A 24,383-nucleotide genomic window follows, 5' to 3' on the forward strand; every position below is an offset into this window, starting at 1 on the left:
GACGGGAAGCGGGGCCCTCGCGTACGCGTGCGGGATCAGTAGCGGCGCGTGATCAGCGCCCGCTTGACCTCCTGGATCGCCTTCGTGACCTCGATGCCACGGGGGCAGGCGTCCGTGCAGTTGAACGTGGTGCGGCAGCGCCACACGCCGTCCTTGTCGTTGAGGATCTCCAGGCGCTGCTCGCCCGCCTCGTCACGGCTGTCGAAGATGAAGCGGTGCGCGTTCACGATCGCGGCCGGGCCGAAGTACTGGCCGTCGTTCCAGAACACCGGGCAGGACGACGTGCACGCGGCGCACAGGATGCACTTCGTGGTGTCGTCGAAGCGCTCGCGGTCCTCGGCGGACTGCAGGCGCTCCCGGGTCGGCTCGTTGCCGGTCGTCACCAGGAAGGGCATGACGTCCCGGTAGGCCTGGAAGAACGGCTCCATGTCCACGACCAGGTCCTTCAGGACCGTCAGGCCCTTGATGGGCTCGACCGTGATGGGCTTGGCCGGGTTGATGTCCTTGATCAGGGTCTTGCAGGCCAGGCGGTTCTTGCCGTTGATGCGCATGGCGTCCGAGCCGCAGATGCCGTGCGCGCACGAGCGGCGGAACGTCAGCGAGCCGTCCAGCTCCCACTTGATCTTGTGGAGGCCGTCGAGGACGCGCTCCTTGGGGTCGATCTCGAGCTGGAAGTCTTCCCAGGTCGCCTCCGCCGAGACCTCCGGATTGAAGCGGCGGATCCGGAAGGTGACGGTGATGAGGTGGGACGCGGCGGCGGCGTCGTCCGCCGCGACCTTGTCCATCGTCGGGGTTGCCATCAGTACTTACGCTCCATCGGCTGGTAGCGGGTCTGCACGACCGGCTTGTAGTCGAGGCGGATCGAGTCCTTGCCGTCGTCGGCGACCTCGCGGTACGCCATGGTGTGGCGCATGAAGTTGACGTCGTCGCGGTTCGGGTAGTCCTCGCGGTAGTGACCGCCGCGGGACTCCTTGCGCGCCAGCGCCGAGACGGCCATGACCTCGGCGAGGTCGAGCAGGTTGCCCAGCTCGATGGCCTCCAGCAGGTCGGTGTTGAACCGCTTGCCCTTGTCCTGGACCGAGACGTTCTGGTACCGCTCGCGCAGCTCGGCGATCTTCTCGACGGCCGTCTTGATGGTCTGCTCCGTGCGGAAGACCATGACGTTGGCGTCCATCGTCTCCTGGAGCTCCTTGCGGAGGACCGAGACGCGCTCGCTGCCGGTGGAGTTGCGCAGCCGCTCGACCTGCTCCTGGACGAAGGAGGCCGGGTTCTCCGGCAGCTCGACGTAGTCGGCCGTGGCCGAGTACTCGGCGGCGGCGATGCCCGCGCGCTTGCCGAAGACGTTGATGTCGAGCAACGAGTTGGTGCCCAGGCGGTTGGCGCCGTGCACCGACACGCAGGCGACCTCGCCGGCGGCGTACAGGCCCGGGACCACGGTCGTGTTGTCGGCGAGCACCTCGCCCTGGACGTTCGTCGGGATGCCGCCCATGGCGTAGTGCGCGGTCGGCTGGATCGGGATCGGGTCCGTGTACGGCTCGATGCCGAGGTACGTCCGCGCGAACTCGGTGATGTCCGGCAGCTTGGCGTCGAGCTGCTCCGGCGGCAGGTGGGTCAGGTCCAGGTAGACGTGGTCGCCCTCGGGGCCGCAGCCGCGGCCCTCGCGGATCTCCGTGTAGATGGACCGGGACACGACGTCTCGCGACGCCAGGTCCTTCATCACCGGCGCGTACTTCTCCATGAAGCGCTCGCCGTCCTTGTTGCGCAGGATGCCGCCCTCGCCGCGGGCGCCCTCCGTGAGCAGGATGCCCATGCGCCAGATGCCGGTCGGGTGGAACTGGAAGAACTCCATGTCCTCCAGCGGCAGGCCGCGCCGGTAGCAGGCGGCCTGGCCGTCACCGGTCAGGGTGTGCGCGTTCGACGTCACCTTGAAGAACTTGCCGGTGCCGCCGGAGGCGTAGATGACCGCCTTCGCCTGGAACACGTGGATCTCGCCGGTGGCCAGCTCGTACGCGACCACACCGGCGGACTTCTTGACGCCGTCGACCTCGGTGATGAGCTGGTCCAGGACGTAGAACTCGTTGAAGAACTCCACGCCCTCCTTGACGCAGTTCTGGTACAGCGTCTGGAGGATCATGTGGCCCGTGCGGTCCGCCGCGTAGCAGGACCGGCGCACCGGCGCCTCGCCGTGGTTGCGGGAGTGCCCGCCGAAGCGGCGCTGGTCGATGGTGCCGTCCGGGGTCCGGTTGAACGGCAGGCCCATCTTCTCCAGGTCGAGGACCGCGTCGATGGCCTCCTTCGCGAGGATCTCGGCGGCGTCCTGGTCGACCAGGTAGTCACCGCCCTTGATCGTGTCGAAGGTGTGCCACTCCCAGTTGTCCTCCTCCACGTTCGCCAGCGCGGCGGCCATGCCGCCCTGCGCGGCGCCCGTGTGGGAGCGGGTGGGGTACAGCTTGGTGAGCACGGCGGTGCGGCTGCGCTTCGTCGCCTCGATGGCGGCGCGCATGCCGGCGCCGCCCGCGCCGACGATGACGGTGTCGTACTTGTGAATCTTCACGGGGGTCGCCTCGGCTCTAGCGGATGTTCGGGTCGAAGGTGAAGATCACCAGCGTGCCCAGGAGGATGGTGAACACCGTGGCGGTGTACAGCAGGCCCTTGAGCCACAGACGCGTGTTCGGGCGCTCGGCGTAGTCGTTGATGACCGTCCGCAGGCCGTTCGCGCCGTGCAGCATCGCGAGCCACAGCATCAGCAGGTCCCAGACCTGCCAGAACGGGGACGCCCAGCGGCCCGCGACGAAGGCGAAGCCGATCTTCGAGACACCGCCGTCCAGCACGAGCTGGATCAGCAGGTGGGTGATGACCAGGACGACGAGGACGACGCCGGACAGGCGCATGAACAGCCACGCGGCCATCTCGAAGTTGCCGCGGGTGGAGCGCGGCGTCTTCGCGGTCCGCTTGCGCGGGGCCTCGATGACGGGGGCCGGGTTGTCGGCGTCGTAGAGGGAGGCGCCCTCGACGGGGCCCACTCCGGACTTCTCAAGCGTGGTGTCGGACATGTCTGGCCTCAGCTCCCGAAGAGTTCACGGACGGCGTGGCCGAGGACCGGGTACAGCGCGCCCACCATCAGGACGACCCAGACGCCCACGACGGTCCAGAGCATCTGCTTCTGGTAGCGCGGGCCCTTCGACCAGAAGTCGACGGCGATGACCCGCAGGCCGTTGAGCGCGTGGAAGAGGATGGCGGCGACGAGGCCGTACTCGAGGAGCGCGACGATCGGCGTCTTGTAGGTCGCCACGACCTCGTCGTACGCCTCGGGGGAGACACGGACGAGAGCGGTGTCGAGGACATGTACGAACAGGAAGAAGAAGATGAGGACACCGGTGACTCGATGAGCCACCCATGACCACATGCCTTCCCGGCCGCGGTACAGCGTTCCAGCCGGCACGGAAGAACCCTCCGGGAGCGGGGATTGGGGCCGGCCGGCTTCTCTGTCGGACGAGCCCGGCCGGGTACGGTCCACCGGCCGCTCGTCATCGTATCGACGAGTTGTCGGCTCCCTCGCCCGGGGTCCGCGGGTGTGATCAAACAGGCAATCAAACTGGTACGTACGGGCTATCGCTGCGTGATGTACGCGACTCGTCCGGCGCGTCCGGCGCGTCCGGCGCGTCCGGCGCGTCCGGCGTGCCCGGCTCTTCCGGTTCCTCCGGTCCCTCCAGGAGCGGAGCGTGCGCCTCCGGCCACTGGCGCACCAGCCGGACCAGCCGGGCCCGGGCCAGGCGCCGCAGCTCGTCCGCGGCCACCGCCCGCTCCTCCTCCCGGTCGTTGCCGAGCCGGTCGCGCAGCGAGGCGAGCAGGTGGTCGAGGGCCTCACCAGGGGCGATGCCGGCCAGGCAGATCACGAAGGCGTGCCCGAAGCGGCTCTCGTACGCGGCGTGCGCGGCGCGCAGGGCGGTGGCCGCGGCGGAGTAGGCGCTGCCCGGCGGCAGCACCGGCTCCAGCGGCTCGGCGGCCAGGGCCTCGGTGAGATCGGCGGGCGTCAGGTCGTACGCGGCCTCGTCGGCGGCAGCGAGCAGGGCGTCCAGGTCCGGATAGGGCCGATGGGCGGCGACCTGCCGCGCCCAGTGCCTGCTCGCACAGCACCCGGCCAGGGCCCGGCGGGCCTCGTCGGGCGGGGCGGCGTTGAGGTGGTGCAGGGGAGTGGCCGGGGCCGGCGGGTGCAGGGGGTTCCGCGGTGGGGGTGCCGGTATGGCGTGGTGCGGCGGCAGCGGGGGCTCCTCGCGGAGGGCGGTGCGGGTGGGTGGACGGGGGGAAACGGTAGCGGGGGGCCCGGGGTGGTGTCCGGGGGCTGCGGGGGATCGGCGTGGCGGAACCATCCGGATGGGGGAGTTTGCCCTTGCGGGGGTGACGCGGGGGCTGCGCCTGCCTGGGGTGAGGTCTTTTTCCCACCCGCCCACCCGTGGCGGCCACACTTGCCGGTGGGGCCTGGGCGCGGAGCGCTGCCGCTGAGTGGCCCGTGGCCCGCCGCTACCGCGGCGTGCTTTCCCACCCGCCCACCCGTGGCGGCCATGCCTGCCGGTGGGGCTTGGGCGCGGGGCGCTGCGGGTGGGTGGCTGGGTGTCCGGCGCTGCCGCGGTGGTGCTTTCCCGCCCGCCCACCCGTGACGGCCAAGCCTGCCGGTGGGGCCTCGGCGCGGAGCGGTGCCGCTGAGTGACCCGTGGCGCGCCGCTACCGCGGCGTGCCTTCCCACCCGCCCACCCGTGACGGCCATGCCAGCCAGCCGGGCCCCGGTGTGCAGCGCTGCCGCTGAGGCAACGAGTCGCCGCCGCCGCGGCGGGGTTTCCCGCCCGCCCACCTGTGGCGGGCGCACCTCCCGGTAGGGGCCTTACGCGGAGCGTTGCGGGTGGGTGGTTCGCTGTTCGCCGCTGTCGCGGTGGTAATCCGTCCTGCCCGTCCCTGCCTGGGCGGGCTTTTGGCGAGGCCCGGCGCCGAGCGCTGCGGCTTGATGCCGGGGTGGCCGTCGCTGTCGCCGCGGTAGTTTCCGCCCGCCTGTTCCTGGGCGGGGTCCCGGCGTGGTCCCGGCGTGGTGCGATGCGGCTGGGCGGCCCCACTGCCCGACGGCTGAACCCCGGCGGGGCCCATGGTGCGCGCTTCGCGCCGGGGTTGGCTGGGTGGTGTAGCCCGGCGCGGCAGCGGCGGACAGCCGACTGCCCGCGCGCAGTGGTGCACGGTGGGGCTGTGCCGGAGGCCGGGGCAGGTACGGGTGCGGGAAGTCCCCGCCGCGGTAGCGGCGGGCACCGGGGCACTCAGTGGCAGCGCTTCGCGCCGGGGCTTAGCTGGGAGGTGTGGCCGTCACGGTCCCCGCGGCAGCGGCGGACAGGCGACCGTCCTCCCGCCCGCAGTGCTGCGCGGTGGGGCCGCGCCAGAGACCGCGATACGGGTGGTGGTGGAGACCTCGCCGCGGTAGCGGCGGTGACTCCAGGACTGAGCCGCAGCGCTTCGCGCCGGGGTATCGCCGGGTGGCGTGGCCGTCACGGGTGGGTGGGTGGGAATCACCGCCGCGGTAGCGGCGGGTACCGAGGCACTCAGCCGCAGCGCTTCGCGCCGGGGCCCGGCTGGGTGGTGTGGCCGTCATGGGTGGGTGGGTGGGAATCACCGCCGCGGTAGCGGCGGGTATCGGGCCACTCGGCGGCAGCGCTTTGCGCCGGGGCCCGGCTGGCTGGCATGGCCGTCATGGGTGGGTGGGCGGGTGGGAAGTTCCGCCGCGGTAGCGGCGGGCCACGGGCCACTCGGCGGCAGCGCTTCGCGCCGGGCCTCCGCCGGGTGGCGTGGCCGTCATGGGTGGGTGGGCGGGGAAGCACCGCCGCGGTAGCGGCGGGGAGCGTGCCGTCCCGCCCGCGGCGCAGTGCGGCGGGGCCCCGCCGGAGCCCGGGGCAGGTACGGGTGGGCGGGTGGGAGACCGCCGCGACAGGGGCGGCGCCGCGCGGGTGCGGGCGGGCCGGAGGGGCCGGCGGGATCGCGGTGCGGTGGGGGAGGGGCGGGCTTAGCGTGGAGGGGTGGATGCGTTGAGGCGAGGGGCGGCCTCGGCCGCGCCGGGAGAGCGCGGCGGGGGTGAGGGGCGGTGATGCCCCGGGCGGCCCTCGTGGGCGGGGGCGTGGTCGCGGCGGGCGCCGTCGCCCTGACCATAGGCCTGTGGCCGGCGGGACCCGGCGGAGCCGGACAGGGGGAGGGCGGGCGGGGTGACAGCAAATCGCCCACCGCCGCGGCGACCGCCCCCCACCCCAAGGACAGGTCGAAGCCCCCCAGCAGCCCCACGTACGCCCTCTCCAAGCCCCCCTCCACCATCCCCGCCGTACGCGAGCACACCCCGGCCCGCGGCCCCGGTTGGCACCCCGAGGACAAGGCCCGCGTCGTCGTCGGCGACCCCGGCCTGCGGGACGAGGCCGAGCTGCTCGCCCGGGAGCTGCGGCTGCGCTACGGGGGCGAGGCCCGCCCGCGCAGCGGCGACGTACAACTGGACCTGACCGGAGACCGCACGGCGGACCGCACGGGCGGCCGCGAGGGCGGCGGCGGGCAGACGGGCCCGGCCATCACCGGCCCTGGGGCGGCGACACGGACGAGCCCCACCACCGGCGGCCCCATCACGGCGACGGAGACGGGCCCAGCCGCCGCGGACGCGGGCCCAGTCACCGGCGACGCGGGCCCGGCCACCGCGGACGCGGGCCCAGCCACCGGCGACACGGCCCCGGCCACCGGCGACACCGGCCCGATCCCGGCCCGGATGGGCAGCGGGGCACAGGCAGCACAGACGGCACAGGCAGCACAGACGGCACAGGCGGCACAGGCGGCACAGACAGCACAGGCGGCGCGGGGTCCGGGCGAAGGCCCGGAGGCGTACACCCTGGTCGTGAAGGACCGGGTCGTGCGCATCACCGCCCCCACCCAAGCAGGCGTCTTCCACGGCACCCGCACCCTCAAGCAATCCGTACGTGCCGACGGCACCGTCCCCGAGGGCGTCGTACGGGACGCCCCCGCGAAACCGCGGCGCGGCTTCATGCTGGACATGGCCCGCAAGCACTTCTCCGCCGACTGGATCGAGCGGCGGATCGAGGAGCTCGGCGACCTCAAGTACAACGAGCTCGGCCTGCACTTCTCCGACGACCAGGCGTTCCGGATCGCCTCCGAGTCGCACCCCGAGGTGGTCTCCGCCGACCACCTCACCAAGGCGCAGGTGCGCCGCATCGTGGACCTCGCGGCGAGCCGCCACATCACCGTCGTACCGGAGATCGACTCGCCAGGTCACCTCGGCGCGGTCCTCAAGGCCCACCCCGACCTGCGGCTGCGCGACACGCGGGGCGCGGTGACGCAGGGCGCCGTCGACATAGGGAACCCGAAGGCGGCGCGGATCGTGGACGAGCTGCTGCGCGAGTACGCCGAACTGTTCCCCGGCGGGCGCTGGCACATCGGCGCGGACGAGTACCAGGCCCTCGTGGTCCGCGACCCGGAGGCCTCCTACCCGCGTCTCGCCGCCGCCGCGCGCGAGCGCCTCGGCCCCGCCGCGAGCATCCAGGACCTGGCGACGCGGTGGCTGAACGACCGCGCCCGGGTGATCGGCCCGGCGCGGGACGTACGGGCCTGGAACGACGGCTTCTTCCGGGGCGGCACCGTGGCGGCCGACGCCGACCTGGAGGTCGCGTACTGGACCGGCAAGGAGATCGGCGCCCGCGACCCGGTCGAGTACCTGCGCGAGGGCCGCGACGTCCTCAACTACAACGACGAGTTCCTCTACTACGTCCTCGGCGAGCCCAACGACTTCGCCTACCCCACCGGCCGGCGCATCTACGAGCAGTGGACCCCGCGCGTGCTGCGCGGCACCACCCCGGTCCCCGCCGCGTACGACGGCCGGATCCTCGGCGGCAGCTTCGCCGTCTGGTGCGACCTCGCCGGGGCCCAGACCCAGGACCAGGTGGCGCGCGGCATCCGCATGCCGCTGCGGGCGACGGCCCAGAAGCTGTGGGACGCGCGCGAGCCGTCGCGCTCGTGGGCCGACTTCGAGCGGCTCGCGGGACGGCTGGACGGCTGAACCCCGCGCCGGGCGGCCGCCGTACGCCGGTCCGATTACCGGCACGTATCCTGCGGTGACCGTACGCAGTGCCGGGGAGGCCCGGGAGCCCTGTGGAGACCGAGGGGGTCCGGGGGGCCGGGGGGACCCGGGGAGGGCCGGCGCGGCGGACCTTTCGCAGGCCCGTCCCGGACCAGGGACCGGTCTGCCCTGTCGATGTGGGGGGAACCATGGCCATGCCGTGCGCGGAGTGCCAGGCAAGAGACGCGACGACCGCCGAGGGGCTGTGCGGCCTGTGCGTGACCGTGGCGGCCGACGCCGCGCCGAAGCGGGTCGTCGCAGGTCCCCGCCCCGGGGACCTGCTGCGGTCGCCGGTCGCGCTGGGGCGGGCGGCCATGGCGCTGCTCGGCGTCGTCGCCGCCACCGACCTGTGGGCCCTGTGGGCCGGGCTCGGGCAGCGGCGGATCCTGGACCGCGCCCTCGCCGGGGAGTACGGCGAGGCGTTCCAGCGGGAGGTGGAGGACGCCGACTCCCGGTACGCCCTCGCGGGCGGCATGCAGTTCGTGGCCCTGGGACTGACCGCGGTGGTCTTCCTCTGGTGGTTCCGGCGGGTGCGGGTCAACGCCGAGATCTTCGTGCCCGAGGCGCACACCAAGGGGCGCGGCTGGGCGCTCGGCGGGTGGTTCGTGCCCGTCGTCAACCTCTGGATCCCGCGCCGCGTCACCTCCGACATCTGGGACGCCAGCGTGCCCGGGCCCGAGGTCGCCGAGCGGCTGGCCCCGGTCGGCTGGGACCCGCGGGAGCCGCGCCCGGCACACGCCCTCGTCAACGCCTGGTGGCTGGTGTGGGTCGTCGGCTTCTTCGCCGGCCGGGCCGCGGGCAGGCTGTACAGGGATGCCGAGACCGTGCAGGAGTACGTGACCGGGGTGCACTGGATGATGGTCGCGGACGCCCTGGACGTCGTGGCCGCCGTCCTCGCCGTCGTGGTGGTGCACCGCATCACCACCATGCAGGACACGAAGGCCCGGGCCCTCGCCGCGGCGGGACGGCCCGCCGGTGTGCCGGTGCCCGGCGCCGGTCCGGCGTTTCCGCGCGCGGCGTTTGAGCACGGGGACGGGCGGGCCACCTAGGGGAGAAAGGGGGCCGCGGCCCCCACAAGGACGGACGTACGAGAGTCGCGGGGGCGCGGAGCATGGGCTACTGGGGGTACTACGTCGTGGGCCGCAGCGAGCGGCCGCTGGGGGAGTGCACGGCGCTCGCCGGGGTGCGCGAGGAGCTCGCGCTCCTGGAGCGGCGGCCCGACGGGTGGCAGGTGTGGGAGTGCCCGAGCAAGGACTCGACCGACGTGGGGAACATGAACGCGCTCGCCGGGGAGACCGGCGCGCCCGCCCTCTTCGGCTATGTGATGGGCAGCGACTGCGTGATCGTCGAGGCGGCCGCGCCGGAGAGCGGCGCGTGGACGACGTGCCTGGCCCGCGACGCGACGGCCCGCTACCTGGCCGACGACGAGCTAACGCTGGAGGACTACTTCCTCGACCCCCGCGACGCCGCCGAGCGCGCGGTCGCCTGGGCCGCGGAGGCGGGCCGCCGCGCACGCTCCGCGGCGCTGCTCGACGTGCTCACCGCCGACCCCGAGCCGTCGGCCGAGCAGCTTTTCTTCCGGCTCCTGGACCGGCTCGGGGTACTGCCGCAGTGACGGGGCGGGCGGGGACACGGCCTACGGCCCGGCCAGCGGCACCGCCACCGGCGCGGCCCGGCGGTTTTCGGCCGCAGTGACGGAAACGGGCCGCCGGACGCAGTAAGGGCGTGAAGCCAGATGAGTCACGGGTGAGCTTGGTGGAGCTGATCGCCCAGGCCGACGAGACGGGACTCGCCGCCAGCGGGCTCGCCTGCCTCGACCGCTGCGTGCCGCTGTTCGGCGACGGCGTCGACGAGCAGGTGCTGCGGCCGCTGTGGGCGAGCCTCGCGGACGGCACGGGCTGGGAGGGCGCGCTCGCCGTGGTGCGGCGGACCCTCGACGCCGGGCCGGACGGTGAGCCGGGGCCCGACCGTACGGGGGGCGGCGCGGAGGCCGCCGCGCTGGCCCGGCGCATGCTCGCCGCCGCGGCCGCCCAGCGCACCGCCGCCGCGCTGCGGACCTGGGCCGACGGCTGCTCGGCCGCCGCGCTCCAGGTGCACCGCCTCCTCGACACCACCGACGAGGAGGTCGCGCCGCTGGTCACCGCCGAGCTGCGCCGCCAGATACGGGTCCTCGAACTGCTCGGCGGCTCCAGCCCCGGCGGCGGCCTGCGCCAGGCCCTCGGCGTCTCCACCGAGGGCCGCCGGGTGCTGCGCGCGGTGGTGTCACGCCGGGCGAGGACGACGGACGGCTGAGCACGCGGGGGCCTCGCCCGGCCCGGGGCCACCGGGGCGGGCCCGCGGTTGCCCTGGGGCGAACTTGGGTGGGTCTGTCCCGGGGCGAGATGCCGCGTACGGTCTCTGACGCGGGCCTGGTGGGAGTCCGGCGCGGGGCGGTGCGAGGTGGGTGGTGTGGGGTGTGGTGTGGGCCGGTGTGGGCCCGGCTCGGGTTCGGTGGGCGTCGGGTGCGAGTTTGGTGTGGGCCCGGCACGAGTCCGACTCGGGTCCGGTACGCGTACGGCACGGGCTCGGCGCGTGTACGGCTCGGGCTGCGGCGCAAGCTCAAGCTGGACTCAGCACGATGCCCAGATCACTCAGCACGGCTCGGGGCGGGATTCAATACGGCACGGGGCAGCACCCGGCACGGCTCTGGGCGGCATCCAGTACGGCCCGGTGCGGCGACCAGTACGACCCAAGGCGGCGCGCAGTACCGCCCGGCACGGCATCTAGTACGGCCCGGTGCGGCGACCAGTACGACCCAAGGCGGCGCGCAGTACCGCCCGGCACGGCATCCAGTACGGCCCGGCGCGGCACCCAGTACGGCAAGTACGGCGCACGCCGCCCGGCGCGAACCCCTGCCGGGCGGCACAAGGAGCGCACCACCGGCGCGCGTCGCCCGCCATGGCCCCCGGCTACGCCCCCGACGCGGCACCTACCTGAGGCGCGCCCCCGCCCCAGTGCCCAGCAGCCGCCGCGCTACGACCCCGCCCCCAGCACCTGCCCGAGGCGTGCCCCCGCCGCGGTGCCCAGCCGTGCCTTCCCGTAGTACGTGCCGCTCGCCCGCAGCACCGCGCCGTCCGCGTCGGTGCCGACGTGCAGGACCGTGCCGTCGCCCCGGTCCTCGCCGTCCGCGCCGACCGCCAGGTCCGGGTGGCCGTTGCCGTCGAAGTCGGCGAGCGCGACGGAGGAGCCGAGCCGGTCGCCGGTCTCCGTGACGCCCGGGACGTCCGGCTCGTCCTGGCTGACGGCGAGGGCCCCGGCGCCGGTCAGGCCCGATCGTGAGCCCTTGAGGAGCAGCGACGTGCCCGCGTCCGTACGGGCCTTGCCGGCGCGCGTGATGTCCTCGCCGGGCGCGCCGGTGAGGACGTCCGCGCAGCCGTCGCCGTCGACGTCGGCCGCCGCCACCGACCAGCCCATCGCGTCGCCCGCCTCGGCTGCGCCCGGCACCCCGCCCGTGGCCTGGTGGACGGTCCGGGCCCCGCCGGTCGGGCCGCCGGGGCCGCCGTTCACGACGGTGACCTGGCCGCCCGCGTGGGCGCCGGACTCGGCGGTGTAGGGCTGGCCGACGACCAGGTCGTCGTAGCCGTCGCCGTTGACGTCGCCCGCCGCGACCGAGCGGCCGCCCTTGACGGAGAGGTGGCCGACGCGGCCGAGGCCCGAGCGGGTGCCCTTGAACCAGACGAGCCGGCCGTGGCCCGCGGCGTCGCGGTAGGTGAGGGCGACGTCGGCGTACCCGTCGTGGTCGAAGTCCCCGGACGTCGCGGACGGGTACGCGATCGCCCGCTCGCCGGACTGGAAGGTGCCCGCCGCCTCGTGGCCCGTCGAGAACCGGGCCGCCCAGCTCCCGCCGGTGCCCGTGGACACCGCGAACACGTCGTCCTTGCCGTCCTTGTTGAAGTCCCCGGCCGCCACGGCGGAACCGAAGCGGGCGTTGGAGTAGGCGAAGTCCTCGGAGAGCTGGAGGTCGGCGCCCGAGGTGAAGCCGGGGCCGTACAGCATCGTGACCGCGCCCCGGTCCCGGTGGCCGGAGGTGTCGTCCTCGCCGGGCGCGCCGATGACCAGGTCGGGGTGGCCGTCGCCGTTGAGGTCGCCCAGGGCGGTGGCCGCGGCCCACGCGTCGCCGGGCTCGTCCAGGCCAGGGACGCCCGGGCTCGACTGCGTGAGGGCCTTGCGCGCGGCCGCGTCCGGGCCGCCGGTGCCGCCGGGGACGACGGTCAGGGCGCCCCGGTCCGCGTGCGCCCGGGGCACCGCCGCCACCAGGACCGCGGCCTTCCCCACGGTGCCCGTGCCCGCGTTCGCGCCTGCGCCCGTATCCGCGTACGCCATCGCCCCCGTGCCGCCGAGGACGACGCCGCCCACGGCGAGCCACACCTTGTGCTTGAGGCCCACGGCCCCCACCCCTTCGGAACTTCGGGACTCCTGAGCTCGCGGGGAGCTCCCGGTGAATCAACGAGTTCGTTGGACCGATGAGAGCACCGGAGGGTTGTACGCGATCGCTAAGGGAGGCGCGTGATGTTTACCGCACGCTGGGGATGTGACAACAGCGCCGTTCCGTGCGCAGGGTTCATGAGAAACATATGAGAAGTCCGGCGGTGGCGCGGACGGGGCGGGCGGGGCGGAAACGGTGGGAACTGTGGGGCTGAAGGCGCAGCGCGGGACTCGGGGCGGCGGTCGCCGCCGGTTGACGCGGGCCGCGGCCACGGTGCTCGCGGCCGGTGCGCTGGCGTCGCTCGTGACGGGCTGCGGCGGCGAGAGGCCGGTGCGGCTGAGCGGCGGCACGTTCACGAAGGAGCTGCCCCGGGCGGAGGCGCGCGGCCAGCAGCTCACCCGGCAGACCCTGGACCTGCTCAAGGGGGCGCGGTCCATGCGGATCAAGGCCGTGGAGACCAAGAGGCCGGGGGTCGGCGGGACCGGGGCGCGCACGGAGGCGACGTTCCGCGTCGACCGGGAGCACAACTGCGCCGGCACCATCGCGGGGGGCCTGCTGCGCGCCGACATGATCATGGTCGAGGGGCGCACGGTGTACATGCGCGTCCAGGACTCGTCGCTCGACGCGCTGCGGTCGATGGCCGAGGCGCGCGGGCCCGGGGCCGCCGCGGACATGGACCGCCGCATCGGGCTGCTGCGCGGCAAGTACGTGAAGTTCCCCGTGGGGGACGCGGGGTCGGGCGAACGGACGATGCCGTCGGACACCTGCGACCTGGACGGGATGCTCGGGCGGCTCGACGGGGTGGCCGGTACGACGACGATCCGCGCCGAGGACCCGACGTGGCGCTACGGAGAGCACGTCATTCCCCTGGTCGAGGAGCAGAACGGCACGGAGACCAAGGTGTACGTCGCCGCGGAGGGCAAGCCGTACCTCGTCGGGATGGAGGTGGAGCAGTCCCGCGGGGCGCGCATGACCCTGCGGATCTCCGATTACGACGAGCCGGTCGTGGCGAAGGCGCCCCCCGCGGCGCAGACCATCGACGCGAGCGAGTTCGACGGCATGACCGGCGGCGCCGACCTTTTCGAGGTCTGACGGTCCCCCAACGGTTCCACGGCGATCCCCCCCCGCAATTCCACATTGCTCCCCGGTGATTCCCCAGCGACCCCCGGCGATTCCCCAGCGACCCCCGGCGATTCCCCAGTGATCCCCAGAAATTCCCCTCCGGCAAGGCCTGCCTCTCACGGGAACTGACCGGGCCCCGGGCGTGTCTGGTGTGTGGAGGGCCGGAGACAGGGGGGGCCGTGGCGAGGAACAGTGCGGATCGGCGGGTGAGGCTGCGGCTGGCACGCCGACGGCCCCGGCCTGGGGCGGTGCGAGCACGGGAGAGACCTGATCCACGGCCGCAGGCGGCGGAGCGCGGGCGGTGGCGACGCCTCAACTGGTGGGTGCAGACCGGGACCGCCCTCGCGGGCGTCGCGGCAGTCGGCGGCATCGTGGTCACCGGCATCGCCACCTACTACAGCGCCCGGACCGCCGAGGACCAGTTGAAACAGTCCCAGGAGGACGCTGATGAAACCACGCGCTCCCAGTCGTCCAAAGTGGCTTTCTACAGCGATGTCGAGGACGACCTGACGAGTCGTCGCTACTACCTCGTCAACCGGTCGGCGGACCCGATCTCACGCGTGCACGTGATGATTCTGGCTGATGTCGAGTGGAAGAAACAGAAAGGCGCTGAGCCGCACAGGCAGAGCAGCCAGTTGATTCTCTGGCTCGGGAGCGTTCCGCCTTGCTCGGGAATCGTTCTGCGCAGCCGGGACATGACCGTCGACCCCACGGCGAAAGCGAACAGAAGGATTCCCCGCGGTGCGGCGATCCATCTGGATCAGTACTTCAAGGTCGATTCCATCTACTTCAATGACAGTGGGGGGCGGCGGTGGAAGCGCACTCTGGATGAACTGACGCGCTGGGTGCAGCCGGCCGATGCCTATCCGGCCCCGCCGGAGCCGGTTACGGACGTCTCCATCCTCCAGGTCAAGCTGCGCCACAAGGTTCTCCTGGATTCGGTGAAGCCCTGCGGCGGTGCCTAGTCCGTCGCGCGGTCGGTCACGGACGCGGTCGGCGTCCGGCATCGCCGCGCATCGCCGCACATCGGGCGGGGGCGACGGGTGAGCGGCCGGGGCCGCCACCCCCCACAGGAGAGGCCCCGGCCGTCACACGGCACGAACCGCGTGGCGGTCCGTACTCCCTACTGCGCCGCGCGTGCGTTTTCTGTCACACCCCCCTGGGTCACCCGCTAGTTGCACGTTGTACGAACATGGACGTGCACCGCTTTCACGCCGTAGCGTGCAGGTTCGCGCCGTGTCGCGACCCACCATCGCGGGCCCGCTTCCGGGCGGACCGCGAGCGGCGGACGGCGCGCCAGTGACCCGTGAGAGCCGCGCCTGCCAGGCGCAGAGGGGCCCGCAGTGCAGGGGGAGGACGACGCCGAGCTGACCGCCGCCGTGCTCGCGGCGCAGGCCGGGGACGAGACCGCGTTCCGGACTGTGTACCGCGCGGTGCACCCGCGGCTGCTCGGCTACGTACGTACGCTCGTCGGCGATCTCGACGCCGAGGACGTGGCGTCCGAGGCGTGGCTGCAGATAGCCCGCGACCTCGACCGGTTCGACGGGGACGCCGACCGCTTCCGCGGCTGGGCGGCGCGCATCGCGCGCAACCGGGCCCTCGACCACATCCGCATGCGCGGCCGCCGCCCCGCGGTGGGCGGCGACGAGACCGAGCTGACCGGCAGGCCCGCCGAGGCGGACACCGCGGGCGAGGCCATGGAGTCCCTCGCGACCGACGCCGCGCTCGCGCTGATCGCCCAGCTCCCGCAGGACCAGGCGGAGGCCGTGGTGCTGCGCGTCGTCGTCGGCCTCGACGCGAAGAGCGCCGCGAAGACGCTCGGCAAGCGCCCCGGAGCGGTGCGGACCGCGGCGCACCGCGGGCTCAAACGGCTCGCCGAACTGATGGGCGCCGACGAGGCGGCGCGGGCGCGCGGCCTCGGCGCCGTCCCCCCGCAGCCCGACCCGCACGGACGCGTGGTACCCCCGTCCCCCTGTGTGACGCATTCGCGTACGCGGACGCAGAAGGACATGTGATGGCCGACGAGCAGGACAAGTGGCTGAACCGTGCCGCGGCGGAGCGTTTGCTGCGCGGAGAGCGGCTCGACGGTATCGGCGATCACGACCGCGAACGGGCCGAACGGCTGGCCGAGGCCCTCGCGGCGCTGTCCGCGGGCAAGCCCGCGAAGACCGGCGAGGACGGTGAACTCCCTGGCGAGAGCGGCGCGTTGGCCGCGTTCCGGGCGGCGCGCGAGGGGCGGACGTGGGCGTCCGAGACCCCGGGGGCGGCTCCCGGCACGGCCGCCGGTGCCGCGTCCGGCTCCGTGTCCGATGCCGCGTCCGGCTCCGCGTCCGGGGCTGCTCCGGGCGCCGCGGCCGGTGCCGCCCCGGGTGGTGTGGCGGGTGCCGCCCCCGGTCCCGGTTCCGGTTCCGGTTCCGGGGGTGAGCCGCCCGTACGGATCGGGGGGCCGGCCCGGACGCCCCGGCCCGTACGGTGGGGCCGCCCGGTACGGTTCGGGGCCGCGGCGGCCCTCGCGGCCTGCATGGCCGGCGGTGTCGCGGTGGCGGCCGGGACCGGCGTGATCCCCTCGCCGTTCCAGGAGTCCGAGCGGGAGCCCGCGACCAGCGCCTCCCCGGTGGAGACGCCGGAGCGTCCGCTGCGCTCCCCGTCGACCGAGGCCCCCGCCCCGCCGGACGACCTGCCCGACGAGGGCAACCACCTCGACCGGGAGAAGACCGCCGAGCCGGACGCCTCCGACGAGCCCGAGGACCGGGACCGCTCCGGCGGCACGGACACCGACCGCGACGAGGGCACCTCGGGCACGCCCGGCAAGGGCCCCGGGACCGGCTCCGGCGAGGCCGGCGCGAAGGGCGGCCGCAAGTGGTACGAGCACGTGGTGTCGGCCTGCCGTGACTACCGCAGCGGCTCCCTGGGCGGTGACAAGCGCCGCCACCTGGAGGAGGCGGCGCGCGGCTCCGGCCGCGTACGGGCGTTCTGCGAGCGGGTCCTGAACGGCGGCGGCCAGGGTGATCCTCAGGGCGGGGGCAAGGGGGCCGGGGGCGGCAAGGGGGCCGGGGGTGGCAAGGGCAACGGGGGTGGCAAGGGCGACGGGGGCGGCAAGGGCAACGGGGGCGGCAAGGGCAACGGGAACGGCGGGGGTAACGGCAGCGGCGGCGGTCGGGGCGAGGAGGACGGTGGCCACGGTGGTGGTCCTGGCGGTGGCCCTGGCGGCGGGCATGGCGGTGGCCATGGTGGCGGGCACCTGCCCGGTGGGGGGCAGCACGCGGGCGGTGGTGGCCGCCCGGGCCCTCCGATCATGCTGCCGCACCGCCCCCGGCCGACCCCGACCTACACGGCCCAACCGCTCCGCTGAACCCTGCCCCCACCCACCCGCCCTTCACCGGCGCTCCGCCCCTCGTCCTCAATCGCCGGACGGGCTGAGAGCGCCCGCGTCCCGCCGTCGCCGCCTACCGGTGATCCACCGCTCCGCAGTGGATGTCCCCCCGCCCGCCCGCCCCTTTGATCGGCCTGGCGGCCTCGTCCTCAAACGCCGGACGGGCTGGATTTGTCCCGCGTCCCACCGCTGTCACCTGCGGGCGTGATCGGCCTGGCGGCCTCGTCCTCAAGCGCCGGACGGGCTGGGAGTGCCCGCGTCTCGCCGTCGTCGGCTGCGGGTGATCCACCGCTCCGCGACGGATGTTCCCCCACCCACCCGCCCTTCCATCGGCCTGACGGCCTCGTCCTCAAGCGCCGGACGGGCTGGGAGTGCCCGCCTCCCGCCGCCGTCGGCTGCCGGTGACCCACCGCTCCGCGGCGGGAGGTCCCCCATCGGCCTGGCGGCCTCGTCCTCAAGCGCCGGACGAGCTGGGAGTGCCCGCGTCCCGCCGTCCTCGGCTGCCGGTGACCCACCGCTCCGCGGCGGAGGTCCCCCATCGGCCTGCGGCCTCCTCCTCAAGCGCCGGACGGGCTGGATGCGTCCGGCGGTCGCCGTCGTCGGCTGACGGGCGGACGGGCGGTCGACGACGGCGGGTCCGGGGACTTCCAGCCTGTCCGGCGTTTGAGGACAAGGCGCGGAGCGCCGACAGGGCAGTCCGGGGGCAGAGGCGAGTCGATTTCAGCCCGTCCGGCGTTTGAGGACGAGGCGCGGAGCGGCGATGAAGGGGGAGAGGGGCGGAGCCCCAGGTGGGTGGGGCGGGGTCCAGGGGCGGCGGCCCATGGTTCGGGGAGGGGTGGGCCTGGGGCGCACCGCGAGGTGTGAGCCACGCCGCACCCCGTGGCTGTGACACTTTCCGACCTCCCGGCGCAGTACGTAATGAGCCGACTGGTCATCGGCCCGCGCACGAGCCGGGGTTCCCCCCGTACCTACGGCTCCGTGCCATTGGCGCGGGCGGGATTCGTTCCCCCGATCCCGCCCGCGCCCTCAAGCAGAGCGACCCCCAAGCAGAGGAACAACGCGGCGCGCCCCCCGCGCGAGGGGGCGGACACCGCCACCGCTACCGGTAGATCACCACCCGGTCCCCGTCCCGCACCTGCCGGAACAGCCGCGCGATCCCCTTCTCGTCCCGCACGTTCACGCACCCGTGCGACGCCCCGCCGTACCCCCGCGCCGCGAAGTCGGACGAGTAGTGCACGGCCTGGCCGCCGCTGAAGAACATGGCGTACGGCATCGGCGTGTCGTACAGCGTCGAGACGTGGTGCCGGGACTTCCAGAAGACCTGGAACTCGCCCTCGCGCGTCGGCGTGTACTCCGAGCCGAAGCGCACGTCCATCGTGGACAGCGCCTTGCCGTCGACCATCCACGTCAGCGTGCGGCTCTCCTTGCTGATGCACAGCACACGCCCGGTCAGACAGCGCCGGTCGGGCGCGGCGGGCGGCATGCCGCCGTCCGGGTACAGCTCGTAGCGGCTCGGCTCGCGCGTCATCCGCAGCAGCCGGTTCCAGGTGCGGGTGTCCGTCTCACCGGTCCGGGCCAGCCCCCGCTTGGCCTGGAAGCCCGCGACGGCGGCCGCGGTCACCGGGCCGTACGTGCCCGTCGGATACTGGCGGAACCAGCCGAGCTGGCGCAGCCGGGCCTGGAGCTCCCGCACCTTCGCGCCCCGCTCGCCCTGCTCCATGAGCACCGGCCCGGGCGGGGGAGGGGGCGGCGGCTGCGTCGCCCGGGGGCGCACGGGCGCGGGCTCCGGCGGCTGCGTGGGCTCCGACGGCGCGGACCGTGGCGCGGGCGCCTCCGACTGCGGCAACTCCGCCCGCGAGACAGGCGACTTGACCTTCGGCGTGGGCGAGGAACGGGGCGTGGGCGGGGAGTCGTCCCGCTCGGCGCGGGCCGTCGGTGGCGACGCCTTCCGGTCGTCCCCGCCCGCCCGGTCGACGGCCTGCGCCGTGCACCCGCAGGCCAGCGCCAGCGCGACGGCGGCCCCCGCCGCCGCGCGCCCCTTGGCTATCGCACCCCTACTCATGGATCCCCCATGTCACTTCGTGTCACTGCGACGGCCGACCCACGAAGTGTTTCCCACGGGCGCGGGATTGTGAACCACGCCCCGCGCCGGGCTCAGTGGTGCCAGGCCGTCCCGCCGACGTTGTAGATCATGCGTTGGAGGACCTTCAGCGCCCGTACGTACTCGGCGTCGTCGATGCCCTCGTGGATCTCCGCCCGGGTGTGGGCCTGGCGCTCCGCGACGCGCGTGCGCAGGTCACTGCCCGCGTCCGTGAGCCGCAGCTTCCGTACGCCGCCCTCGGTCTCCTGGGTGAGCAGCTTCCGGCGCAGCAGGGCGTCGATGTTGTGCTCGATGCCGCCCTCGCCGAACTCCAGGTAGCCGCGCAGGACGCCGACCACGGCCGCGCGGTCGCGGGCGGAGCCGTCGGCGGGGACCTGGTTGAGGACCCACCACTGGGGCTGGGTGAGGCCCTCCTCGGCGAGCATGGTGCGGATGTGGTGCACCACGGCCTGCCCGGCGGCGGAACTCCAGTAGCCGACGGGCTGGTTGACCAGCTCGGCGTCGCTGTGGGAGGGGACGAAGGGCGGCTTCGTGGCGTTCGCGGCGCCTGCGGGGCTCGTGGTGTTCGCGGCGCTTGCAGGGCTCGTGGTGTTCGTGGTGTTCGTGGTGTTCGTCATGTCCTCGAACGTAGGACCTCAAGCTTGGTTGAGGTCAAATAGTTCTGGAGACTTCTTCCGTCCCGCCCGGCCCAGCCCACGTACCCGTCCGGGCGGACGAGGAAGAGGCCGTCCCCGTACGCGTCCAGGCGGTCCGCGTGGCACGTACGGACCAAGTCGGCGCGCAGCGCGGGCAGTTCACCCAGCCCACCACCCACGGCGAGCAGCGTGAAGTGCGGCCCCCGGAAGGCGTCGAAGGCGCGCCCGGTGCCGAGGCGGCCGTCCGGGGCGCGGTCGCCCGCGCGCAGCCCGTCCCCGGGGGGCCGGGTGTCCGCGGACAGGGTCGAGTCGCGGTACTCCAGGCCGAGTTGACGCGTGGCGGCGCCCCGGCGGGCCTGGCCGCGGTGGATGCGGGTGGAGAGGTCCAGCATGCGCGCGGCGGTGGGCAGCCGCTCCTCCTCGTACGTGTCGAGCAGGGCGTCGGGGGCGCCGTGCCGCAGGGCGAGGCCGAGCTTCCAGCCCAGGTTGTACGCGTCCTGCACGCTGGTGTTCAGGCCCTGGCCGCCCGCGGGCGAGTGCACGTGGGCCGCGTCGCCCGCGAGGAGGACGCGCCCGGCCCGGAAGCGGTCCGCCAGCGCGGCGCGCGGTCGGAAGTCGGAGGCCCAGCGCACCTCGGTGACGTCGGCGGCGGCCAGGTGGGTGCGGGCGGCGACGGCCTCGCGCACCCCGCCGGGGGAGGTGTCCAGCGGGGCGCCGTCCGTGAACTGGGCGGTGAGCTGGAAGTCGGGCGTGCCCGGCAGCGGGCAGATCGCGGTGAAGCCCGTGGAGCCGTCCGCCGAGGGCGGGAACATGTGCCAGTTGTCCCGGTCGAGCGCGGCCCCGCGGACGCGGATGTCGGCGACCAGGACCGGCCGCGGGTCGACGGTCTCGCCCGCCATGCCGATGCCCAGGGTCCGGCGCACGGCGGAGCGGCCCCCGTCCGCGGCGACGGCGTAGGCGGCCCGGACCGTGCGGCCGTCCGCGAGGCGTGCCGTGACCCCGTCGGCGTCCTGGTCGAGCCCCGTCACCTCCGTGCCGAAGGCGACCGAGCCGCCGAGCTCCAGCAGACGCGCGTACAGGATCTCCTGGGTGCGCCACTGCGGCACCAGCCACGGGCCGGCGTAGGGCGCGGAGTCCGTGGCCTCGGGCTCGTCGAACATGCGGTGCTCGCCCTGCCGGACGCCCCCGGCCCACACCATGCCGACGGGCGCGGGCCCGCCCGCCTTCAGGACGGCGTCCACGACCCCCAGGTCGTCGAAGACCTCCAGCGTGCGCGGCTGGAGGCCCTTGCCGCGCGAGCCGGGGAACAACCGGGGCGCGCGCTCGACGACGAGCGCGGGCACCCCGCGCCGGGCGAGGTCGCAGGCCAGGGTCAGGCCGGTGGGGCCCGCGCCCACGACGAGCACGGGCGTTTCCTTAACGTCGTTAAATTCCATATCCATGAGGCTGCGCTTAACGGTGTTAAATTGTCAAGGTGGCTACGACACGACTCGACCGCGTCCGGGTGGCGCGCGTCGCCCTGGACCTGCTGAACGAGACCGGCCTCGACGGCCTGACCCTGCGCGCCATCGCCAAGGAGCTGGACGTCAAGGCCCCGGCGCTGTACTGGCACTTCAAGGACAAGCAGGCCCTGCTCGACGAGATGGCCACGGAGATGCTGCGCCGCATGACGGCGGACCTGGGGGACATCCCGGACGACGGCTGGGAGGCCGCGCTCACCTCCGCCATGCGCACCCTCCGCCGCCACCTGCTGCGCTACCGCGACGGCGCGAAGGTCTACAGCGGTACGCGCTTCACGGACACGTCGTACGCCGCGCCGATGGAGGACTGGCTCCGCCGCCTCACCTCGGCGGGCTTCACCCCGGGCGCGGCGGCCCGCGCCTGGCTGACGGCGTACAGCTACACCATCGGCCACGTCATCGAGGAGCAGGCCATGGGGCCGCGCCCGGACGAGGACGAGGGGGGCTACGACCTGGCGGCCCGGGCCGAGCGGCTGAAGGACTTCCCCCTGGCCGCGGCGGCGGGCGACGAGCTGTTCCGCTCCTACGACCAGGGCTTCGAGGCGGGGCTCGCGGCGGTGATGGCGGGCATCGGTGCGACCCTGCGCGGCGCCCCGGGGGCGTGAGGGGCGTACTGGATCACGGAACTCGCGCCGCGCGCGCCCGCCGTTGTCTATCGTGCGGCCCATGAGATCACGTCATCCACAACGACGCCTCCGGAAAGGGGCGTTGGCGTTCACGACCGCTCTCGCGGCCGGGCTGCTCACGGCGTGCGGCGGGGACGGCGACGAGGGCCCGCCCGAGGAGGTCGCCAAGGCCGTCGAGAAGCAGTGCGCCGGACGGATCGACCCGGACGGCCTCGACATGGGCCTCGCCGACGGCGTGAAGCAGACGCTCGACGGCCGCTGGGAGCGCGACGGCGCCGGCGGCTGCGTGTGGAGCGCCCAGGAGGACGGCCGCTTCTGGACGCCCGTCGACCTCGACGTGATCCGCGTACGGAGCCCGGCCGCGGCCAGGAAGGACGCCCGGACCTTCTGCGACCGCATGCGGGAGGACACCCGCCACCACGCGGGGTACGTCGACAAGGGCACGTACTGCGCCGCCTACGAGAACAGCGCGGCGCTGCGCGCCCACGTCGCCCACGGCGCGGTCGGCCCGTACCGCGTCGAGCTCACGCTGTCCGGCCCCAGGCCCCTCAAGGACGAGCACTACAAGGCTCCGCGTGAGCGGATCGCCCACGTCCTGGACGACGTCCGCGCGTACTACGAGGAGCGCGACCGCTAGGGCACGCGCAACTCGGCCCACACCCGCTTGCCGGGCCCGTTCCGCGCGGCCACGCCCCACCGCTCGGCGAGCGCGGCGACCAGCGGCAGCCCGCGACCGCCGTCCGCGCACGGCTCGGGCGCCCGCAGGACGGGCAACGCGGGGCTCGCGTCGTGCACTTCGAGCCGCAGACCACCGGCGGGCAGCCGGACGAACCGCGTCTCGATCACCCGGCCGTGCGTGCCGTGGGCGTGCCGCACGGCGTTGGTGAGCAGTTCGGAGAGCACGATGAGCGCCGCGTCCTCGATGCGCGCCGCGCCCCAGTCGGCCAGGTACTTCCGCAACTCCTGCCGGGCTTTGCTCACTGAGCGTGGATGCCGTGGCCAGCGCGAGACCACTTCACCTTCGTCGGTCGTCACCTCGACGCTCCTCGTCATCCCGTGGATCGGCGTTCACGGGACGAGCATCCCAACGTGAGGCTACGCTCACCAAGAGTCACGGTTTTCACCGAAGCGACGCGGAAACGGGGGCACGATGCCCGCACCGAGGGAACTCGACCCGACGACGTCCTTGGCCGCCCTGTACGGCGCGAAGCTGCGCAAACTCCGCCTCCGGGCAGGCTGGACCCAGCGCCAACTGGGCGACCGGGTCCCCATCGCCCACAGCCGCATCGCCCAGTACGAACTGGGCAACGAGACCCCGACGAAGGAGGTCTCCGACGCCCTGGACCGGCTGGTCGGCGCGGAGGGCGAGCTGAGCGACTTGTGGGAGCACGTGCAGCGGGAGTTCGTGCCCGACTGGGCGCGCAAGTACGTCGATCTGGAGGCGAAGGCCAATGTCATCCGGACCTACTCGGCACACGTCGTGCACGGCTTGCTCCAGTCGGAACCCTGCATCAGAGCCCTGTTGACCGTTGCCTGTCCCAGCGTCGGGGGCCGACTGGAGAAGATGGTTGCCTCGCGGCTCGCACGTCAGCAGATCCTGGCCCGGCCCGAGCCACCCGTGTTCTGGATGGTTCTTGACGAGGGAGTCCTTCGTCGCCCCGTGGGTGGCGTGTCCGTCATGCGTGACCAACTGGCCCATGTGCTGCAAGCGGTGAAGCGATCGGCTCGGGTGAAGGTGCAGGTGTTGCCCTACGATCGCGGTGCTCATCCACTGCTGGGAGGTTCGGCGACGGTGCTGTCGTTCCCTCGGCGGCCGGATGTGGTCTACCTGGAAGGTTCTCACTCGGGAGAGCTTGTCGAGCAGGCGGGTTTGGTCGCAGAGTACGGTCTGGCGTTCGAGTACGTGCAGACTCAGGCGCTCGGGTTGGACGAGTCGGCCGACCTGATCCGTTCCGTGATGGAGGGCTCCTACCGTGACGTACGTGTCCCGAGCCGATCTGAGCGCCGCCGCGTGGCGCAGGTCCAGCTACAGCAACACGCAGGGCGGCGAGTGCGTCGAGGTCGCTGAGGGGGTGCCGGGCGTGGTGCCTGTCCGGGACAGCAAGGTTCCGGGAGGGCCGATGGTGCTTGTTTCCGCGAGTGCCTGGGCGGCTTTCGTCGACGAGGTACGGGGTCGGCCGTGAGGTGGCGCAGGTCCAGCTACAGCAACGCGCAGGGCGGCGACTGCCTGGAGGTCGCCGGGCGAGGCCCGGGCGCGCTGGCCGTGCGGGACAGCAAGCGGCCCGGCGGAGCCACGCTGCGCTTCTCGACGCGGGCATGGGGTGCCTTCGTCGCCGCCGTGCGCAGTGCCTAGCGCGTGCCGAGGGGCCCAGGCCGGTGCGACCGGCCTGGGCCCGAAGGTGCT

Annotated in this window: 22 protein-coding genes and 1 pseudogene; 13 read left to right on the forward strand and 10 right to left on the reverse strand. The window is 73.8% G+C overall.

Translation table 11 applies throughout. The annotated features are described in order from the left end of the window. Positions 1-35 precede the first annotated feature (35 nt). The 5 genes and pseudogenes from IE330_RS06470 to IE330_RS06490 all read right to left on the reverse strand — a co-directional run. Entirely contained in the window at positions 36-800 is a 765-nt protein-coding gene (locus IE330_RS06470; RefSeq protein ID WP_190134880.1) for a succinate dehydrogenase iron-sulfur subunit, read from the reverse strand. Then, positions 800-2,554 carry a succinate dehydrogenase flavoprotein subunit gene (gene sdhA, locus IE330_RS06475; protein ID WP_190134881.1) on the reverse strand — a complete coding sequence of 585 codons (1,755 nt, stop codon included), beginning with the start codon at positions 2,552-2,554 and terminating at the stop codon, positions 800-802. Before sdhA ends, IE330_RS06470 begins: the two co-directional genes overlap by 1 nt. 16 nt (positions 2,555-2,570) lie before the next feature. Beyond that, a complete protein-coding gene (locus tag IE330_RS06480) occupies positions 2,571-3,053 on the reverse strand; it encodes a succinate dehydrogenase hydrophobic membrane anchor subunit (RefSeq protein WP_190134882.1) in 483 nt (160 codons plus the stop codon). Positions 3,054-3,061: 8 nt separating this feature from the next. Then, positions 3,062-3,442: a succinate dehydrogenase, cytochrome b556 subunit gene (gene sdhC / locus IE330_RS06485; protein ID WP_078868512.1), complete on the reverse strand. Its 381-nt coding sequence runs from the start codon at positions 3,440-3,442 to the stop codon at positions 3,062-3,064. A 298-nt stretch (positions 3,443-3,740) separates the two neighbouring features. After that, positions 3,741-4,217: pseudogene (locus IE330_RS06490) on the reverse strand (2-oxo-4-hydroxy-4-carboxy-5-ureidoimidazoline decarboxylase); the annotation flags it as partial. 1,901 nt (positions 4,218-6,118) lie between these two features. Here IE330_RS06490 and IE330_RS06495 point away from each other — a divergent pair. The 4 genes from IE330_RS06495 to IE330_RS06510 all read left to right on the forward strand — a co-directional run bounded on the left by IE330_RS06495 (position 6,119) and on the right by IE330_RS06510 (position 10,429). Beyond that, positions 6,119-8,077, forward strand: coding sequence for a beta-N-acetylhexosaminidase (locus IE330_RS06495; protein WP_229925428.1), 1,959 nt, complete (start codon positions 6,119-6,121; stop codon positions 8,075-8,077). A gap of 209 nt (positions 8,078-8,286) precedes the next feature. Then, positions 8,287-9,186 carry a DUF4328 domain-containing protein gene (locus IE330_RS06500; protein ID WP_229925429.1) on the forward strand — a complete coding sequence of 300 codons (900 nt, stop codon included), beginning with the start codon at positions 8,287-8,289 and terminating at the stop codon, positions 9,184-9,186. A 62-nt stretch (positions 9,187-9,248) separates the two neighbouring features. Beyond that, positions 9,249-9,752 carry a hypothetical protein gene (locus IE330_RS06505; RefSeq protein ID WP_190134883.1) on the forward strand — a complete coding sequence of 168 codons (504 nt, stop codon included), beginning with the start codon at positions 9,249-9,251 and terminating at the stop codon, positions 9,750-9,752. A gap of 131 nt (positions 9,753-9,883) precedes the next feature. Beyond that, on the forward strand, positions 9,884-10,429 hold the full coding sequence (locus IE330_RS06510; RefSeq protein WP_190134884.1) for a hypothetical protein: 546 nt from the start codon (positions 9,884-9,886) through the stop codon (positions 10,427-10,429). A gap of 720 nt (positions 10,430-11,149) precedes the next feature. Here the strand turns inward: IE330_RS06510 and IE330_RS06515 are convergent. Then, on the reverse strand, positions 11,150-12,562 hold the full coding sequence (locus IE330_RS06515) for an FG-GAP-like repeat-containing protein (protein WP_190134885.1): 1,413 nt from the start codon (positions 12,560-12,562) through the stop codon (positions 11,150-11,152). Between the two features lie 292 nt (positions 12,563-12,854). Here IE330_RS06515 and IE330_RS06520 point away from each other — a divergent pair, with 292 nt between their 5' ends. The 4 genes from IE330_RS06520 (at position 12,855) to IE330_RS39620 (ending at position 17,076) form a co-directional block, all read left to right on the forward strand. Beyond that, on the forward strand, positions 12,855-13,694 hold the full coding sequence (locus tag IE330_RS06520) for a hypothetical protein (protein ID WP_190134886.1): 840 nt from the start codon (positions 12,855-12,857) through the stop codon (positions 13,692-13,694). Between the two features lie 353 nt (positions 13,695-14,047). Then, positions 14,048-14,689: a hypothetical protein gene (locus IE330_RS06525; RefSeq protein WP_190134887.1), complete on the forward strand. Its 642-nt coding sequence runs from the start codon at positions 14,048-14,050 to the stop codon at positions 14,687-14,689. 378 nt (positions 14,690-15,067) lie between these two features. Beyond that, positions 15,068-15,739: an RNA polymerase sigma factor gene (locus IE330_RS06530; RefSeq protein ID WP_190134888.1), complete on the forward strand. Its 672-nt coding sequence runs from the start codon at positions 15,068-15,070 to the stop codon at positions 15,737-15,739. Continuing rightward, positions 15,739-17,076, forward strand: coding sequence for a hypothetical protein (locus tag IE330_RS39620; RefSeq protein ID WP_190134889.1), 1,338 nt, complete (start codon positions 15,739-15,741; stop codon positions 17,074-17,076). The genes IE330_RS06530 and IE330_RS39620 overlap by 1 nt, the downstream gene beginning before the upstream one ends. A gap of 1,120 nt (positions 17,077-18,196) precedes the next feature. Here IE330_RS39620 and IE330_RS06540 read toward each other — a convergent pair. The 3 genes from IE330_RS06540 to IE330_RS06550 all read right to left on the reverse strand — a co-directional run bounded on the left by IE330_RS06540 (position 18,197) and on the right by IE330_RS06550 (position 21,275). Beyond that, positions 18,197-19,159, reverse strand: a complete 963-nt coding sequence (locus IE330_RS06540) for a L,D-transpeptidase family protein (RefSeq protein WP_190134890.1) — start codon at positions 19,157-19,159, stop codon at positions 18,197-18,199. A 92-nt stretch (positions 19,160-19,251) separates the two neighbouring features. After that, entirely contained in the window at positions 19,252-19,815 is a 564-nt protein-coding gene (locus tag IE330_RS06545; RefSeq protein ID WP_190134891.1) for a MarR family winged helix-turn-helix transcriptional regulator, read from the reverse strand. Next, complete coding sequence (locus IE330_RS06550; protein ID WP_268257269.1) at positions 19,812-21,275, reverse strand: FAD-dependent monooxygenase; 1,464 nt, start codon at positions 21,273-21,275, stop codon at positions 19,812-19,814. The genes IE330_RS06545 and IE330_RS06550 overlap by 4 nt, the downstream gene beginning before the upstream one ends. A gap of 32 nt (positions 21,276-21,307) precedes the next feature. Here IE330_RS06550 and IE330_RS06555 point away from each other — a divergent pair, with 32 nt between their 5' ends. Together IE330_RS06555 and IE330_RS06560 are read left to right on the forward strand one after the other, a co-directional pair. Beyond that, positions 21,308-21,958 (forward strand): TetR/AcrR family transcriptional regulator C-terminal domain-containing protein, encoded by a 651-nt coding sequence (locus tag IE330_RS06555; protein ID WP_190134893.1) that lies wholly within the window; start codon positions 21,308-21,310, stop codon positions 21,956-21,958. A 103-nt stretch (positions 21,959-22,061) separates the two neighbouring features. Continuing rightward, positions 22,062-22,616 (forward strand): hypothetical protein, encoded by a 555-nt coding sequence (locus tag IE330_RS06560; RefSeq protein ID WP_190134894.1) that lies wholly within the window; start codon positions 22,062-22,064, stop codon positions 22,614-22,616. Here IE330_RS06560 and IE330_RS06565 read toward each other — a convergent pair. Beyond that, complete coding sequence (locus IE330_RS06565; protein WP_229925430.1) at positions 22,613-22,960, reverse strand: ATP-binding protein; 348 nt, start codon at positions 22,958-22,960, stop codon at positions 22,613-22,615. The genes IE330_RS06560 and IE330_RS06565 overlap by 4 nt on opposite strands. Before the next feature lie 169 nt (positions 22,961-23,129). Here IE330_RS06565 and IE330_RS06570 point away from each other — a divergent pair, with 169 nt between their 5' ends. The 3 genes from IE330_RS06570 to IE330_RS06580 are packed head-to-tail and all read left to right on the forward strand — an operon-like array spanning position 23,130 to position 24,332. After that, positions 23,130-24,047, forward strand: coding sequence for a helix-turn-helix domain-containing protein (locus tag IE330_RS06570; protein WP_190134896.1), 918 nt, complete (start codon positions 23,130-23,132; stop codon positions 24,045-24,047). After that, positions 23,962-24,162: a DUF397 domain-containing protein gene (locus tag IE330_RS06575; protein WP_308438986.1), complete on the forward strand. Its 201-nt coding sequence runs from the start codon at positions 23,962-23,964 to the stop codon at positions 24,160-24,162. The genes IE330_RS06570 and IE330_RS06575 overlap by 86 nt, the downstream gene beginning before the upstream one ends. Next, entirely contained in the window at positions 24,159-24,332 is a 174-nt protein-coding gene (locus IE330_RS06580) for a DUF397 domain-containing protein (protein WP_229925431.1), read from the forward strand. Before IE330_RS06575 ends, IE330_RS06580 begins: the two co-directional genes overlap by 4 nt. The last annotated feature ends 51 nt before the right edge of the window (positions 24,333-24,383 follow it).

This window comes from Streptomyces longispororuber, assembly GCF_014656095.1.
Lineage (GTDB): Bacteria > Actinomycetota > Actinomycetes > Streptomycetales > Streptomycetaceae > Streptomyces > Streptomyces longispororuber.